14 protein-coding genes are annotated in these 15,510 nt (G+C 44.9%); 4 read left to right on the top strand and 10 right to left on the bottom strand.

Annotated elements, in window-relative coordinates; genetic code table 11:
- Positions 1-96: 96 nt before the first annotated feature.
- The 3 genes from ASL11_RS00360 to ASL11_RS37800 all read right to left on the bottom strand — a co-directional run bounded on the left by ASL11_RS00360 (position 97) and on the right by ASL11_RS37800 (position 1,698).
- Positions 97-507 carry a MerR family transcriptional regulator gene (locus ASL11_RS00360; RefSeq protein WP_056608334.1) on the bottom strand — a complete coding sequence of 137 codons (411 nt, stop codon included), beginning with the start codon at positions 505-507 and terminating at the stop codon, positions 97-99.
- Entirely contained in the window at positions 508-1,488 is a 981-nt protein-coding gene (locus tag ASL11_RS00355; protein ID WP_056608321.1) for an aldo/keto reductase, read from the bottom strand.
- A 78-nt stretch (positions 1,489-1,566) separates the two neighbouring features.
- Positions 1,567-1,698, bottom strand: a complete 132-nt coding sequence (locus ASL11_RS37800; protein WP_268796175.1) for a hypothetical protein — start codon at positions 1,696-1,698, stop codon at positions 1,567-1,569.
- A gap of 152 nt (positions 1,699-1,850) precedes the next feature.
- Here ASL11_RS37800 and ASL11_RS00350 point away from each other — a divergent pair, with 152 nt between their 5' ends.
- From ASL11_RS00350 to ASL11_RS00335, 4 genes are all read left to right on the top strand, one after another.
- The gene (locus tag ASL11_RS00350; protein WP_056608318.1) at positions 1,851-2,051 is read left to right on the top strand and encodes a hypothetical protein; all 201 of its coding nucleotides are present in this window, start codon (positions 1,851-1,853) and stop codon (positions 2,049-2,051) included.
- Positions 2,052-2,363: 312 nt separating this feature from the next.
- Positions 2,364-2,792: a GreA/GreB family elongation factor gene (locus ASL11_RS00345; RefSeq protein WP_056608314.1), complete on the top strand. Its 429-nt coding sequence runs from the start codon at positions 2,364-2,366 to the stop codon at positions 2,790-2,792.
- A gap of 178 nt (positions 2,793-2,970) precedes the next feature.
- Positions 2,971-3,855 carry an AraC family transcriptional regulator gene (locus ASL11_RS00340; RefSeq protein ID WP_056608311.1) on the top strand — a complete coding sequence of 295 codons (885 nt, stop codon included), beginning with the start codon at positions 2,971-2,973 and terminating at the stop codon, positions 3,853-3,855.
- Between the two features lie 111 nt (positions 3,856-3,966).
- A complete protein-coding gene (locus ASL11_RS00335; RefSeq protein ID WP_056608308.1) occupies positions 3,967-5,256 on the top strand; it encodes a glycoside hydrolase family 27 protein in 1,290 nt (429 codons plus the stop codon).
- A gap of 59 nt (positions 5,257-5,315) precedes the next feature.
- Here ASL11_RS00335 and ASL11_RS00330 read toward each other — a convergent pair whose 3' ends face one another.
- The 7 genes from ASL11_RS00330 to ASL11_RS00300 all read right to left on the bottom strand — a co-directional run bounded on the left by ASL11_RS00330 (position 5,316) and on the right by ASL11_RS00300 (position 15,324).
- Positions 5,316-6,599, bottom strand: coding sequence for an ABC transporter permease (locus ASL11_RS00330; protein WP_056608305.1), 1,284 nt, complete (start codon positions 6,597-6,599; stop codon positions 5,316-5,318).
- Complete coding sequence (locus ASL11_RS00325; RefSeq protein WP_056608302.1) at positions 6,592-7,497, bottom strand: ABC transporter ATP-binding protein; 906 nt, start codon at positions 7,495-7,497, stop codon at positions 6,592-6,594. The genes ASL11_RS00330 and ASL11_RS00325 overlap by 8 nt, the downstream gene beginning before the upstream one ends.
- A gap of 102 nt (positions 7,498-7,599) precedes the next feature.
- Positions 7,600-9,225, bottom strand: coding sequence for an extracellular solute-binding protein (locus ASL11_RS00320; protein ID WP_056608299.1), 1,626 nt, complete (start codon positions 9,223-9,225; stop codon positions 7,600-7,602).
- Between the two features lie 44 nt (positions 9,226-9,269).
- The gene (locus ASL11_RS00315) at positions 9,270-11,630 is read right to left on the bottom strand and encodes a helix-turn-helix domain-containing protein (protein WP_056608297.1); all 2,361 of its coding nucleotides are present in this window, start codon (positions 11,628-11,630) and stop codon (positions 9,270-9,272) included.
- A 146-nt stretch (positions 11,631-11,776) separates the two neighbouring features.
- The gene (locus ASL11_RS00310; protein WP_056608292.1) at positions 11,777-12,658 is read right to left on the bottom strand and encodes a carbohydrate ABC transporter permease; all 882 of its coding nucleotides are present in this window, start codon (positions 12,656-12,658) and stop codon (positions 11,777-11,779) included.
- 10 nt (positions 12,659-12,668) lie between these two features.
- A complete protein-coding gene (locus ASL11_RS00305) occupies positions 12,669-13,625 on the bottom strand; it encodes an ABC transporter permease (RefSeq protein WP_056609558.1) in 957 nt (318 codons plus the stop codon).
- Positions 13,626-13,704: 79 nt separating this feature from the next.
- Positions 13,705-15,324 carry an extracellular solute-binding protein gene (locus ASL11_RS00300; protein ID WP_056608289.1) on the bottom strand — a complete coding sequence of 540 codons (1,620 nt, stop codon included), beginning with the start codon at positions 15,322-15,324 and terminating at the stop codon, positions 13,705-13,707.
- Positions 15,325-15,510 lie beyond the last annotated feature (186 nt).

Below are 15,510 nucleotides of genomic sequence, written 5' to 3'. Positions count from 1 at the left end.
TTGCGCCGCGAGCGGAGCGCAACTGGTTTGCCTAGGTCACCGCGGCAGACGGTCGCCTGGTTGTAGGAGAATAGCTGTATAACATACAGTTATTCCTTATTTCCCCTTACTTTCGACGAAATTAACAGGAGAAAATCCAGTTATCTGATGAGCAGTGCCGATCATCTGGTCATATCTATCTATTTTACCCTCTAGTCGCTCAAGGACTTTCTGCATATCTGCCATTCTTATTAGGAGTTCTTTATGCTGCTCGACTAAGAGTTCTTTCCTAGTCTCCAACGTTTCGTCACCTTGTTGAAAAAGTCGCACATAGTCAATCAATGTTTCAACTGGTAGACCTACGCCTCGCATACATTTTATAAACTCAACCCACCTGCAGTCTTCTTCTGTATAGTCCCTAATTCCGCTGTTTTTGCGGTTCACCCGTGGAATAAGTCCGACTCGTTCATAATAACGCAGCGTATCCTGCGATAACTCAAATTTCTCACTTACTTCAGCGATCAACATTTAGACTGCACCAACTACGCGATGTGGAACATATTGTTCTTCCAGTGAAGAAATTTCTTCAGGCGTCAGCTTAAGCGAAAGCGCGTCTACCGCATCATCCAGATGAGACATTTTCGTAACACCGATAATCGGAGCTGTTACAGGTTCTTTCTGCAACAACCAGGCAAGTGCGACTTGCGCCCGAGGAACGCCGCGTTTCTCTGCGATTACTGCAAGGCGATCTACAATTAATCGATCCACATTAGCAAATGCGTCATACTTCATTCGCTGAGCCTGGTCCGTTTCGGAACGATGCGTGGTTTCCGACCAATCACGCGTTAATCTTCCGGATGCCAGCGGACTGTATGGGATTACGCCGATTTTCTGATCCTTGCAAAGCGGCATCATCTCCCTTTCCTCTTCACGATAAATGAGGTTTAAGTGATTCTGCATCGACACAAATCGTGACCAGCCATTTTTCTCAGATACATGCAGGGCCTTTAGGAACTGCCAAGCGTACATCGCAGATGCGCCAATGTATCTTGCCTTCCCCGCTTTCACTACATCATGCAGAGCTTCCATCGTTTCTTCGATCGGCGTATGATAATCCCAGCGATGGATTTGATACAGATCAACATAATCGGTTCCCAATCGCTTAAGGCTCTTATCAATTTCACTCAGGATGGCTTTACGGGAAAGACCGGCCCCATTTGGACCTTGATGCATACGGAAATGAACTTTTGTTGCAAGGACAACTTCATCACGATTCGCATAGTCCTTCAGCGCTCGTCCAACAATCTCCTCGCTTGTTCCATCTGAATAAATATTCGCCGTATCAAAGAAATTGATTCCAAGCTCAAGTGCTTTTTTAATAATAGGCCGACTATTCTCTTCATTCAGCACCCAAGGATGTGTCCACCGTTCTGCGACTCCAAAGCTCATGCAACCAAGACTGATCCGCGACACGTCCAAACCTGTATTTCCAAGCTTCACATAATCCATTTGACGACTCCTCGCTTTCCAATAGTTCATACTTCTCACATGTCTAGTTTACTCTCTGGAGTTAACTCCAAGTCAAGCTTATAGTTCCTCTCTTAAGGATAGCTCGGAAGCTGTAGCCAAAATAATGGACGGTCCCTTGCGATCTGCCGTACGGCCAGCTTCGATCCGCTTATTCAAATTGACACCAATTAGATAAAGTGATATGGTCAAAGCAACAAGACGTTCCGCTTTTTTTTGGCGGGATGTCTTGTTGTACTTTTATGGATATTGTAGATCTAACGTATTTACTTTGCGAAAGGGTGAGGTCTTATGTAATTCTGCTGTACATGCTAGTCAATCGACAATTTAGGGAGGAATTCTAAGTGATTCAGGTAAAAGAGTTTTTAGATACGGATGCGTCTTATGCGGAGACAAGAGCTAATCAGTTTTTAGCCGAATTGAAAGATGAACAAATTGTAAACGTTTGCTATGGATCTATCTTGAAGTCATCTGCAAGCGGGGTAGGTTTTCAACGTAGTGCAATCCTTGTAGTTTATAAATCGGGAGAAAGTAATCCCAAGTAAACGAGGTGTTCACACTAAAATGGAGACCTTCTTTAAACTGCTCTCAGTCATCTCTACAGTTCTTCTTGCTGTATTCCTGTTTTATTCAATCTTACAGAAGTATTGAAAAAAGTTATTGAGAAAACCTCTATCGAAGCCATTCAGGGATGAGCGTCCGCGTTTAGAGGTAGGTTTTATCGCCAATAAGAAAGCGGTTTTCGGGAACCGAAACGTATACTTTCTTATGTGGTAACAAAAATAATTTTCCGGAGGTTTTGTAAATGAGGCAATTAGATCGATATTGGAATCTACTCATGTGGGGAGGAATCTACGATGAACCGTAGTCATATGTCCAACCCTACCCGTAGTCGACTTGTTGATCAGCTTGTTTTTCTTGACGAGCAAACGACGATGTACCTTAACAGTTATCCTTCACAGCAGAAGATTCAAGTGCATAAGAGTATTAAACAATATGTAAAAATATTAGAGAGATTACTTGAGCTTGATGATGTTAATCTTGTAAAAACATTGAGCAAAGTTACAGTAATAGGAAGTAACATTACTATTTGTTACGAAGAGGAAGGATCTAATGAAGTATTTACAGTGGTCCTCCCAACAGAAATAGATCCTGATCAAAATAGGATATCGCTGTTTTCGCCAATTGGAAATCAATTGTTATCGAAATCAACAGGTGAAACCTTCATTCTTCAAACTCCGGAGGCAGAATATTCCGTTCGGATTGTAGGGACTGCAATTAGCTAAAATTAACGGTTATAATTGAGACTAAAAAGCACCCAAACGGGTGCTTTTTCCAATGTCTATTTGAGATTTAGAACAATTATAAATGAGATTAGCCCTAGTACGATCATGATAATATTTGATAAAAGGTATTCGAATTCCAAAATTCATTCAACTATTCATACAAGGGGAACCATCGATTATGGTAGCAAAGGACAACTACGGCGTTTACGGGTACCGCTTCCAAGAAAACCCCGTACTTCCGCTTTACCAGTTATTTGCCGTCGGATTTCAGGATATTCGACAGCAAGAATATGACTGGGACGGTATGAAACGAATTGACGGGCCCTTATATTTATTCCAATATACGATTTCTGGAAGAGGGAAGATCGAGCTAGATGGACATCATCACGATGTGCCAAAGGGAACTTCCTTTTTAGTTGAAATACCCGGCACACATCGCTACTACTTACCTGAAGACAGCTCGCATTGGACGTTCTATTTCGCTTTATTTAGGCAGAGCCATTTGCAGCATCTGTGGCAGGGAATACTTCAGGAGCTTGGACCCCTGCCGCAGTTCGAACCCCGCAGCTTAGTCATTCGTCGGCTCGAGACTATCTACTCAGAAGCCCGAATTGGAGCAATAAAAGACGGCTATTACGCATCCTCCCTTGTTTATAGCTTCATGATGGAGCTCCTTCGAAGCAGCAGTGCGCAGCGCCAGGACCGAAGTACTTGGCCAGAGATCGTTCGTCGGGCAGCTGATTATATGGAGGTTAACTTCCGAATTCTGGAAGGACTTGACCAAATCGCAGAAGCAGCTGGCAGCTCAAAATACCATCTGGCACGTACCTTCCATCAAGCGACTAACTTCTCACCGATGGCCTATACCTCTAAGCTCCGAATCGAATTAGCCGTGAAATTACTTCGGAGCAGCTCATTGACCGTTGAAGAGATTGCTAGAGAGGTCGGCTACCAAAATGGCAGCTATTTTAGCAAAGTATTCCGCAGTTGGACTGGCTACTCACCAAGTAGGTTTCGTGAAGGAAAAGAACTTCTTTCAATCGATCAGATCATGTTTGACTAGTTACATACCGCAATATTTTACATGTGACAGCAAAACATTGCGCTAGCTTCCCTAACAACTTCGTCTTATTATATGGCTATTACTTTAAACGAGAAGGGACGAGTTCATGTAATGAGCATTCATCACCAATGGGCCGCCACACCCCCGCTCGGCTGGAATAGCTGGGACTGTTATGGCGCAGCCGTCAATGAAGAAGAAGTACGTGGGAACGCGCAATATATGGCTGAACATCTAAAACCTTACGGCTGGGAATATGTTGTTGTCGATATACAATGGTACGAACCTGGAGCCATTTCTTCGGCTTACCGTCCTTATGTCCCCCTTGAGATGGATGCTTTTTCCCGTCTCATACCGGCTGCAAACCGTTTTCCATCCGCTACAGATGGACAAGGTTTCAAGCCCTTGGCTGATTATGTTCACAGCCTGGGATTGAAGTTTGGTATTCATATCATGCGAGGTATCCCACGACAAGCGGTTCATGCTAATACACCGATACTAGGGACAAACGCAAGCGCACGGTCCATTGCCAAAACGTGGAATGGTGCGATCTGCAAGTGGAATACAGATATGTACGGCGTCGATCCATCAAAGGAAGGCGCACAGGCCTATTATGACTCCTTATTTCAGCTGTACGCCTCATGGGGTGTCGACTATGTCAAAGTCGATGATATCGCCGATTCGCTTCTCTACGGTATTCAACTAGACGAAATTCAACTTATTCGAAAGGCAATTGATACGTGTGGACGTCCAATGGTGCTGAGCCTTTCTCCAGGTCCGGCACCGCTCGAGTTCGCTGAAGAGTTGAAGGCAAATGCCAACCTCTGGCGTATGACCGATGATTTCTGGGACATCTGGCGGCTGCTCTATGGCATGTTCGAACGGTGTGAGAAATGGGCATCGCATGTCGGCTCAGGAAGTTGGCCGGATTGCGATATGCTGCCTCTCGGCCACATCGGCATTCGTTCCGTCGACGGCGGGGCAAGCGACCGCTGGACGCGATTCACAAGAGACGAGCAGAAAACAATGATGACACTTTGGGCGATTTTCCGCTCGCCTCTTATGTTTGGAGGAGAGTTAAGAGACAATGATGAGTGGACATTGTCCCTACTCACGAATGAAGAAGTGCTGGATGTCCTTCGTAACGGGCGAGATGCCCGTCAATTGTACCGGGAGGAAGAGCGGATTGTGTGGACTTCGGAGTTGACCGATGGCGTCCGTTATGTCGCTCTGTTTAATGCTGGTGACGACATCCAGACCGTTCAAGTAACTTCATCGCAACTTGGTGCTCCTGCAATCGGAAGTGTGCGTGACCTGTGGAATCGCGAAGAACTCGGTACGCCACATGAGCTTTCTTTTACACTTGAGCCGCATGCGTCGATGCTGTTGAAGCTTTCTCTTTAAAACAAAAAAAGCGATCTCTAGCCATATTGGCTAAAGGTCGCTTTTTTGAATTCTCAACCCTACCGATAAGCCCGCATCGCTTTGCGCAGCTCCTTTAACGTAGGCCGCTTGCCGTACATCAGCACGCCGGTGCGGTAGATCTTCGCCGCAAGCCAAGCCATCGCGCCGATCGACAACAACTGAATCGCAATCGAGATCGCGATTTGCCAGAAAGGCGGCGTACTCATCCCAATCCGCAAGAACATGATGAGCGGTGAGAAGAAAGGCACGAAGGACATCGTGACCACGAAGCCCGCATTCGGCTGGTTCAGCCCGAAGATCGCGATCATGAAGGCCGCTACAATGACGAGGGTAACTGGCATAATCGCTTGCCCCACATCCTCTGTTCGACTCACAAGCGAGCCTACAGCTGCGAAGACAGTGGCGTAGATGAAGAAGCCGAGCAAATAAAAGATCAAGAAATACACAATGAGCGATAGCTGCAAATCATGCCAACTTAAGTGCAAATCAGCAATCATAGATGAGCTGCCACTCAAGCTTAGATTAACGGCACCTACCGCAATCAACAGCCCAATTTGCGTTAAAGCAAGCAAGCAAATCCCGATAATTTTGCCAAACATCTGCTTAAGCGGTGAGACACTTGTTATTAGCAATTCCATGACACGCGTGCTCTTCTCCGCTGTAATTTCTGTAGCCACCAAGTTTCCGAAGCCAATTACGCCCATGTATAAGAGAAATAACATGACATACACGAGTGCATAAGAAATCGCGATTTGCGACTCTGTTTTACCTGCGGCTGCTTGATCTGAGGTTGAAATTTGCACGGTCTCCAAGGATACTGGCGTTTGAAGATCCGTTTTTACGGCATCCGACAGGCCCGCACCTTGCAAGACGATATCCGTTTTGATGAGATGAAGCGTCGTTTGGAGCTTATTTTTCACCGAGAACTCCATGGTACCCTTGGATTTATAGATCAACTTCGGAAATCCGCCTTGCTTCGCATCGGCAATCTCCAAGAAGCCTTTAATCTTCTTATCCGCGATTTGCTGCTTCCCATAGGCTTCATTCGCTGCTGCGCTTCCTCCATCCGGCAGTGGCACAATGAGAATATCTGGTTTCGGTTGATTAATGTAAAAGTCGGTCAGTTTGCCAGCTATGCTAGTTTGACTTGTTCCGAAAACGCCAATTTTGGTAGGTTCATCTGAAGATAATTGACTGATAATGGCGGGAAGATGAAACAAGACAGATAATACAATCATCAATATCAGCGTCATAATGCGGAAGGATTTCATTCGGAAACGCGTCATATAGGTAAATTTGATTACCGTTAATATCCTATTCATGGCTGTTCCCCACCTTCTGGATAAATATTTCATTCAGGGTTGGCTCCATGATTTGAAACCGCTGAACAGATGACCGTTCCATGGCAAAATGGAGAATGCCCTGCGCGGCTTCTGGATGGGCGATGCGAAGCTCATACCTGTTATGCCCTTTGTTCACCGAGGTCACGCCTGGAAGCTCCTCCAGCCCCGCTAAGCTCGTCTCTGTCTCCAGAATGACTCTTTCCTTCGGAAAACTCGCCTTAATATCCTTCAGACTGCCTTGAAGAATGGTGTTCGAGCGATGTAAAATGCAGATATTCTCACAGAGCTCCTCCACATGATCCATCCGATGGCTGGAAAATAAAATCGTTTTTCCCTCGTCGCGCAGGCTTTTCACCGTTTTCTTCAGCAGTTCTACATTCACTGGATCCAGTCCACTAAAAGCTTCATCCAGAATTAGGATATCCGGATTGTGAATAACCGCGGCAATAAATTGAATCTTCTGCTGGTTCCCTTTGGACAACTCCTCAACCTTACGGTTGTAATAATCCGGAACCTCGAACCGTTCCAACCACATCTTCAAACTGCGATCCGCTTCACTACGTTTCATTCCCCGAAGCTCGGCTAAGTAAACGATCTGATCACTAATTTTCACTTTGGGATACAGGCCACGCTCTTCAGGCAAATAGCCCATTAAGCTTCGTAGTTCTTCCCGATACCCCTGTCCGTTCCATTGTATATTTCCTTCATCTGGGTATATGAGTCCGAGTACCATCCGCATCGTTGTCGTTTTGCCAGCTCCGTTTGCGCCTAACAAGCCATAAATTTCTCCCTGCTTTACTTGCAGCCCAATGCGATTCACGGCGGTTTTATCCCCGTACTGTTTCGATACGTCTTGTACAACTAAAGGGTATGTCATCACTTGAGCCTGCCTTCCCTCACGAATTGCTTGCGCTTACTATTTTACATGAAAGTGGAAAAATAATGAATTTCTTTGCACAAAATAAAAAAAGAGAAGCCATCAACGCTTCTCATAGCGATTCAACGCTAACTTCTGGATTTCAATTGCCCGATCGATTTTGGATGCTTTCATTTTACTAACGTAGCTATCGAACTCATCCAGCGGCTCGACACCGAGAATAATCTTCAGAGACATCTCATCGACGAGTGTCATCACATCCATCATAATGGAAGAAAATTCAGCACTCTCAAGCTCCGTCTTCGGAATTTGCGGTAACGTGTACGATTCAACTTGTGTATCCGCCCAGATGCCAATGGCTTTTCTTTGCTCAGGCAAGGTGTAATATTGCTCTACATACCGTGCATCCTGAACAAATGGCCCAAAATAGCTTGCTCTCGTATACATCGACAAGGCTTGCGAAGGTGCCAACTTGTCTGGATTTCGCAGGATCCAATCCGTATATGTCGGGTAGCCGTCTTTCAACATGTAGCTAATTCCTTCAATCCCGAAATTAAAGAGCATATGACCTTCATCACTATAGCCGTAATCAAGCAACTTCGCAGCCTCTGCCGCATGTTGACTATTACTTGAAATAGCTACCCCACCGGTGCCTACATAAGCGTAGCTTTTCTGCCCGAATTTAGGCTTATCGCCTTTATGCAAGACGGGGTAAGGGGCAGCAGTAAATAAAGCAGATTTGATTTTCTCCTCGACAAGCGGCTGCCATTTCCCAATCCCTGCACCCGCATTCCAAATCGTTGCACCACTTCGCCCCGTTACCATATTCGAGTCCATTGTCTTGGTATCCACGGAAGCGATATTCTTATCAATTAATCCTTCCTCATACCACCCTCGGAAAGTCGCCAAGAAATCTTGGTAGCCCTTCTCCATGGGACCAAACTTGACCTCACCATGATCTTGATAGAAGCCTTTGCGAATCCCATAAGCGCCTACAAAAGCGCCCCCTTCAATCCCGAACAGCGGATTCGGCACGCCTAGAAATGTCAAAGGAGCTGCGATTCCTTTCTTCTCCTTGAATGCCTTAAGCACCGTATGCCATTCCTCTATCGTGGTTGGAACCTCTAGTCCAAGCTCGTTAAGCCAATCCTGTCGGATAATGGGCCCTTGATACGTACGAAGCTTATCATCACCACGGATGAACGGGAAAACGTAATAGCTGCCGTCATCGGTCCGAATTTGCTTATCGATTTCGGGATGCTCCTTTAAGTATTGCTTCAGATTAGGCGCATACTTATCAATGACCTCATTTAATCTCAAAATATAGCCATCTTTGATCGCCTTTTCAGGTCCGCCAGGGAAGCTGTCCCACTCGTACTCCATCATATCAGGCAGGTCGCCAGAGGCTAATAAGACATTCATCGCTTCCTTGGCTTGATTCGCAGACGGCTGTATGAAGGAAAGTTGGACTCCAGTCCTCTTCTGCCATTCTTGGAAAAAGGGAATATCCTTGAATTTCGCTTTCACACTCGCGGCATTCCCATTCAACTCTGACCAATAGGTCAGCTTCGTAGCTGCAGGCTCAGACTGCTCCTTATCCTTAACCGTAGCTGTAGGCTGCCCTGACGGTGTCGTAAGCGGCGTCGGGCTCTCAGATGAGCATGCTGTCAGCCCAAGGGTGATTATACCTAGAAGTAATAGCGTCTTGCTGCTAGCTCGTCTGCTCATTCTGTTCTCCTCCCCGCATGCATCTGTTTATCATCCTATCCTCATCAGTTCATTTCCTTATATTTCCCAGGCGTTATTCCCTCGTATTTCTTGAACACACGAATAAAGGTAGCTACTTCATTATAGCCAACGAGCCGCGCAATCTCCGAGATTGAATCTTGCTTATAGCTGATCATCTTCTTCGCTTGTTGAATGCGGTATTTCGTGATGTAGTCGAGCAAACCCTCACCTGTCTGATCCTTGAATAACTTGGATACGTAGCTGCCTCTTAAGGCAAAGTTTTCACCTATCGTATTCACATTCAAATTAGCATCTTGATAGTGCTCCTCGATATATTGCATAACTTTCGCGATGAGCTCACGCAAGGTTTCCGTCCGTTCTTTCGTCTGGTTCGCTTCTATTTTTGAAGCGGCAAACGCACATACCTCTCTGAGTAACAGCTGCAGCTCTTGCTGCATTTCCAGAATGGTATCGCAGGCAATGATTTTATCCATCCATAACGGGTTATCCCCTAGCCAAGGCTGTGTAGTCCCGTCCCCCAGCTCATTCATCGCTTTCACCATCGTACCTACGAGATTGAAGATGAGACATCTAGCCAGAGTAAGCGACACCAGTGGCTTATCGAAATTACGTCCCATGATCTCGTTCATGCTAGCCGAGGCTTGCTCAATATCTCCCGTTTTGATGAGATTAATAATTTGCTGCTCTACTTGGAGCGGATAATAGTAACCCAGTTGCAGCTTATCGGCCGTGTCGATTCGGATCTCATCGTAAGTGATGATCTCTCTCTTCCCTCTGACCATCTTATATTCCATCGCGTCCAAAGCTTCACTATAAGCCTCGGCAACGCCAATCAGAGAAGGATGAACACCGCTAATGGAGATTGTTAAATCCATATGGAACCTTGTCAGGAATCGCTGCGCTTCTGCAGCAATCCAATCCAGATCAAGTTTCCGCTCTGCCGCATCCGTTTCTGCGAAGTTCACCAAACACACCATCATGTCGTCGATCTCAGCTACATAACCAGCATGTTGGCGATGACCGACGAGTTCTTCAACGACATTCGTGATAATGAACTGCATCAATTTTCTGCGTTCACTAATGTCCATACCTGGTAAATTCGTAGATATACTATCGGAATTCTCAACCGCAAACAGGATAACTGCGAAATGATTCGATATCAAATCCATATGAAAGGTCTTGAACGCTTCCTCATACGAAACGAGAGAATCAATTCGCCCCTTTAACAACCGATTCAACATGTTCGAACGGAGCACATGATGGTGAGATTGCAGCTGCATCGCGATTTGATCCTTCTCATTTCGCGTATGCGAGATCACTTTCTGAATGAAATGCAGTTCATTTCCATCAGCACGTTCTTCGAAGGCATTTTTATCAGAAATCGATTGAACCAAACGTTGAATCGGTGAGTAATTACGACGTAGAAAGAACCAAGTTAGCACCGCTGCACCAAATAAGCTAATTAGTATGCTGATATAAGTAAACTTGCGGACATACTCCGCTTTTTCCCAATATATACGGCTTGGAATGATCAGCACATATTTCAAATCAGAAACAGCCGATTGAATATAGAAAAGCTCTGATTCTCCATCTTGTGAAGGTTTGTAAGTCACGTTATCCTCATCTTGCAATTGCTCCAAAATGAGATTCTTATTCACCGTCACAGGGACATTGGAGAGTAGAACTTGATTGTCATGATTAAGGATGACGATTTGCCCTCCGCTAAACCCTGAAATGCTTTCGATTGCCTTCTCGAATCGTTCCCTATCAGCCATCACAACGACAGTACCTGTCTGCTTACCATTCAGATCCTTGGGCAAGTGTGTGACGTACGCGATGGAGGAGGCAGATGGACCTGCATCTACGCGGGGAAGGATCAGAAATTGGTTATTCGTAGCTTGGTGGATCGTATCTAGCCATTGTTCATACCTGATGGTACCTGTATTGTGAATGGTATCAAACGCTGTATGCAGATCTCGCATATTTCCTGGGCGAAGAATCGAAGCCTCCTGATCCCAAGTCACATAGAATTCATCGATTGTCGCATACGAGGTTTGGTACATCCGAAACTCTTTCACTAATTGAAAAGCCAGATATTGATCATCATTGGTTCGCATATTGGAGTACATCAGACTTTGTAACTTAGCATTCCAAGTAATTTCCATATTCAACCGTTTCATCAAATCGAATTGCGTGTCGATCGTGTAACGGACTTGTTTCAATAAGGAATCATTCGCACGATGAATTTCACTTTTTAATGCATGACTAGACTGCGAGTATATGAGGATGCTCATCAGCATAGGCACGAATAACACGGCACTGTAGGATAACAACCAGGTAAATATAATACTTTTTCTTTTGGGCCAAAAAAATCGAAGCTTCACTTGGATCTCCTCCCGCTGCGCACCTTGAAAATTCCTCTGAAGGGATTGTCTCCTTCACTCTATTATACCTCTGTTCGCAAGGGGAGGAATGTCCAAAATGACAAATCCGATTGATAAAAGCGCTACTAGGTCCCTATTTCCATGGTCTATCCCTTCAGGGAACCTACCATAACCCCTTTGACAAAGAAACGTTGTACAAATGGATAGACACATAGAATTGGCAATGTCGCCACGACGATCGTCGCATATTTGATGGTTTCTCCGATCTGGAAACGATCACCCGCATCAGCTCCCACGGACATGCCATCTGTTGAGTTGGATATTAAAATTTCCCTGAGAACCAGCTGTAGAGGGAAGAGGTCTCGGTTTTTAATAAAGATCGATGCATAGAACCAACCATTCCATTTATCTACCGCATAGTACAGAATCATGACGGCAATGACGGGCATGGACAGCGGGATGATGATTCGGAACAAAATCGTAAAGTGATTGGCCCCATCGATTTTGGCCGACTCCTCTAAGCTGTCCGGTATCGCCATAAATGCTGTTCGCATAATAATCAAATTAAATGTGGAGATCGAGAATGGAATAATCGTCGCCCATAGGGTGTCGAGCAAGCCTACATTTTTGACGATCAAATAGAGCGGAATTAAGCCCCCGTGGAAGAACATCGTGATCACGATAATGATCATGAATGCCTTATTCCAGATCACATTTTTACGAGAGAGCACGTATGCGCCTAACGCTGTCATCAAGAGGTTGACAATAACACCAGCGACCACGATAAACATGGTGTTTCGGTAGCCGATGAGAATTCCGGGGTTCTTCATAACCCCTTTATAGGCTTCCCAACTAAAGCCAAGTGATTTATATAATATCCCTTTGTGCGCAACTAATTCACTCGCATTACTGAACGAAGCAAATAGAACGTAAAGTAAAGGGTACAACGTAACCACAACAAGTAGGGTCAAAATCAAATGAATAGCAACATCGAATAGTCTTTCTACGAAACTAGGTCCTTTTCTCATCAACATCACCTCACCATAAGCTGCTTTCATTTACTTTACGACTAATGTAATTCGCTGTAATGAGTAGGATTAGATTGATAACGGAATTAAATAAGCCAACCGCTGAGCTGTAGCTCCACCCAAACTCCAGCAACCCTTTACGGTAGACGAAAGAGGAAATCACGTCAGCCGTTTCATAACTGACAGGATTATAGAGCAGAATGATTTTCTCAAAGCCTACGTTCAGCAGATTACCCATACGCAAAATAAACATAATCGCAATCGTCGGCATGATACCTGGCAATGTGATATACATCATTTGTTTCCAGCGACTTGCGCCATCCATACGTGCAGCTTCATACTGTTCCGTATCAATGCTCATTAACGCTGCAATATAAATAATAGATTCCCATCCAATTCGTTGCCAAATCTCGGATAAAATGTAGATCGGTCGGAACAACTCTGCTTTCTGCAGCATCGCTTGCCCATCATATCCGAAAGACATCGCGATATTGTTAATGACACCATCTGCATTCGTAAAGTCCGTAATAATCCCGCAAATGACGACAAGCGATATAAAATACGGCATATACGTAATCGTTTGTGCAACTCGCTTGAAAGTCTTACTTCGTACCTCATTAATCAAGAGGGCCAAAATAATCGGAGCAGGAAACTCAAATATCAATGAGTACAAGCTGATGACCAGCGTATTTTTCAATATGCGCCAAAAATAAAAAGAGCTGAAAAAGTCATGAAAATGCTTAAAACCTACCCAATCACTGCCAAGAATTCCCTTCATAGGTGAATACTCTTTAAAGGCAATTAAGGCTCCATACATCGGTGCATAATGGAAAATCAAGTAATAAGCGAGCACGGGTACCATCATGAGGTACAAGTACTTGTTGGCCATAAAATCACGGATATATCTATTTGTCCCCGTTCGTTGCTTCGTAAGCGTTACACTTTCCAGTGGCTGTGTATTCGCCATCTCCATCCTCACCCTCTCACCAGTTTACTTATAGAGAAGGGAGATCTTAGATCCCCCGCCTCTTCCTGCTTAATGAAACTTATCGCTTGTTATAGCGATCAAGTGCTGCTTGCTGAATCTCGATAGCGCGGCTTAAATTTAGGGACTTCATTTTATCCACATACTTCTCAAAGCCATCTACAGGCTCGTTGCCCAAAATGATTTTCAGCGTCATTTCATCCACCAACGTGTTCATATCGCCCATGATTTTCGCATATTCAGAGCTTTCCTCTGGCGTTGGTGTTAATGGTGGCAAGCTGTATTTGGCGGTATCGGTTTTCTTCCACACATTGATGGCATCGCGTTGGGTTGGCAGTACAAAGAATTGCTCCGCATAACGCTTGTCTTGGATAAATGGACCGTTGTAGCTGCCGCGAATATACATGGACATCGCTTGTGCAGGTGCTAACTTATCTGGATTTTTCATCAGCAAATCCGTATATTTCGGATAGCCATCCACCATCGAGTAGCTAACACCTTCTGTTCCGAAGTTGAAGAACATGTGACCAGCTTCACTGTACCCATAATCCAGCATCTTCACAGCTAATTCTGGATTCTTGGACTTCGCCGTTACCGCAACAATCCCTCCAGAGGAATACGGGTTATCCTTTTGACCAAATTTCGGCGTATCGCCTTTCTTGAGTACCGGATATGGCGCTGCTACCAGCTGTGCTTTAGGATCTTTAGCCTGGATCAGTGGCTGCCATTTGCCTATTCCACCGCCTGCGTTACCAATACTTGCCCCTGTCGCTCCCGTTGCGAAGCTGCCATCCAAGGCTTTCGTATCCACTGTAGCAATGTTCTTGTCTAGCAAGCCATCTTGAAACCATTGGTGGAACGTCTTCAAGTACTCTTTGAAGCCGCTTTCCGACGGTCCGAATTTGATTTTCCCATTATCCAAATAGAATCCACGGTTCACGCCAAATGCGCCTAAGAATGCACCGTTGTACGATTCATTGAAAAATCTTGGTTTGCTGATAAAGGATAATGGCGCGGCTGCACCTTTCTTCTCTTTAAACGCCTTCAATGTCGTTGTCCAGTCATCAATCGTTTCAGGTACAGGAAGTCCTAACTCATCTAACCAGTCTTTACGAATCATCGGGCCTTGGAAAACCTGCAAGTATTCATCTCCACGAATGAAAGGGAAGGCATAGTAACTTCCGTTATCCGTTTTCACCATTTTGTCGACATCTGGATGCTCTTTGAGGTATTTCTTCAGGTTAGGCGCGTATTTATCAATCAGATCATTCAATTTCAAAATGTAACCATCTTTAATGGCTTTCTCAGGTCCACCTGGGAAATCACTCAGAAAGTTGTATTCGATCATATCTGGCAAATCGCCGGACGCGAGCATCACGTTTAGCGCTTCTTTGGCTTGTCCTGTCGGAGGCGCTAAGAATTTCAGCGGAACTCCGGTTTTCTTCTGCCATTCTTGGAAAAAGGGCACATCGGCATGTGTCGTTTTCACACCTGTTAAATTCCCGTTCAACTCACCCCAATAGGTCAGTGTTTTATCCGTAGTCATCGGATATGTCGTCGCGGTAGTTGTAGCTGGTGATTGTGACTCACTCGTTGTTGTCGTTGTTTCCGTCTTCGAGGAACAGGCAATGGCTGTACCCATCATCATGACAATCATGGTTGAAGCTAAAATTTTCTTCATTCGTTGACCCTCCACTACATGTTATGGTGAGATGCATCTCTTCCTTAAGCGTAGTGGAATCCATCGGATTAACCTATGAGCAATATGAAGAATGGCATGGTCTTTTCGTCATGTCAAATTGTTGATTTCTGCAATCCAATAGGCGAAATCACAAAATCAGCCCCAATTTAGACAAAAAAATAGCAC

The organism is Paenibacillus sp. Soil750, from assembly GCF_001428045.1.
Classification (GTDB): domain Bacteria; phylum Bacillota; class Bacilli; order Paenibacillales; family NBRC-103111; genus Paenibacillus_E; species Paenibacillus_E allorhizoplanae.
The sequence above is the reverse complement of the archived record's forward strand: the minus strand, read 5'-3'. Positions and strand labels throughout refer to the sequence as shown.

Coding starts and splice junctions, on each gene's coding strand:
- ASL11_RS00305 (WP_056609558.1), bottom strand. CDS start 13,625: ATGGCGAATACACAGCCACTGGAAAGTGTAACGCTTACGAAGCAACGA.
- ASL11_RS00355 (WP_056608321.1), bottom strand. CDS start 1,488: ATGGATTATGTGAAGCTTGGAAATACAGGTTTGGACGTGTCGCGGATC.
- ASL11_RS00360 (WP_056608334.1), bottom strand. CDS start 507: ATGTTGATCGCTGAAGTAAGTGAGAAATTTGAGTTATCGCAGGATACG.
- ASL11_RS00320 (WP_056608299.1), bottom strand. CDS start 9,225: ATGAGCAGACGAGCTAGCAGCAAGACGCTATTACTTCTAGGTATAATC.
- ASL11_RS00330 (WP_056608305.1), bottom strand. CDS start 6,599: ATGAATAGGATATTAACGGTAATCAAATTTACCTATATGACGCGTTTC.
- ASL11_RS00345 (WP_056608314.1), top strand. CDS start 2,364: ATGAACCGTAGTCATATGTCCAACCCTACCCGTAGTCGACTTGTTGAT.
- ASL11_RS00335 (WP_056608308.1), top strand. CDS start 3,967: ATGAGCATTCATCACCAATGGGCCGCCACACCCCCGCTCGGCTGGAAT.
- ASL11_RS00340 (WP_056608311.1), top strand. CDS start 2,971: ATGGTAGCAAAGGACAACTACGGCGTTTACGGGTACCGCTTCCAAGAA.
- ASL11_RS00310 (WP_056608292.1), bottom strand. CDS start 12,658: ATGAGAAAAGGACCTAGTTTCGTAGAAAGACTATTCGATGTTGCTATT.
- ASL11_RS00300 (WP_056608289.1), bottom strand. CDS start 15,324: ATGAAGAAAATTTTAGCTTCAACCATGATTGTCATGATGATGGGTACA.
- ASL11_RS00325 (WP_056608302.1), bottom strand. CDS start 7,497: ATGACATACCCTTTAGTTGTACAAGACGTATCGAAACAGTACGGGGAT.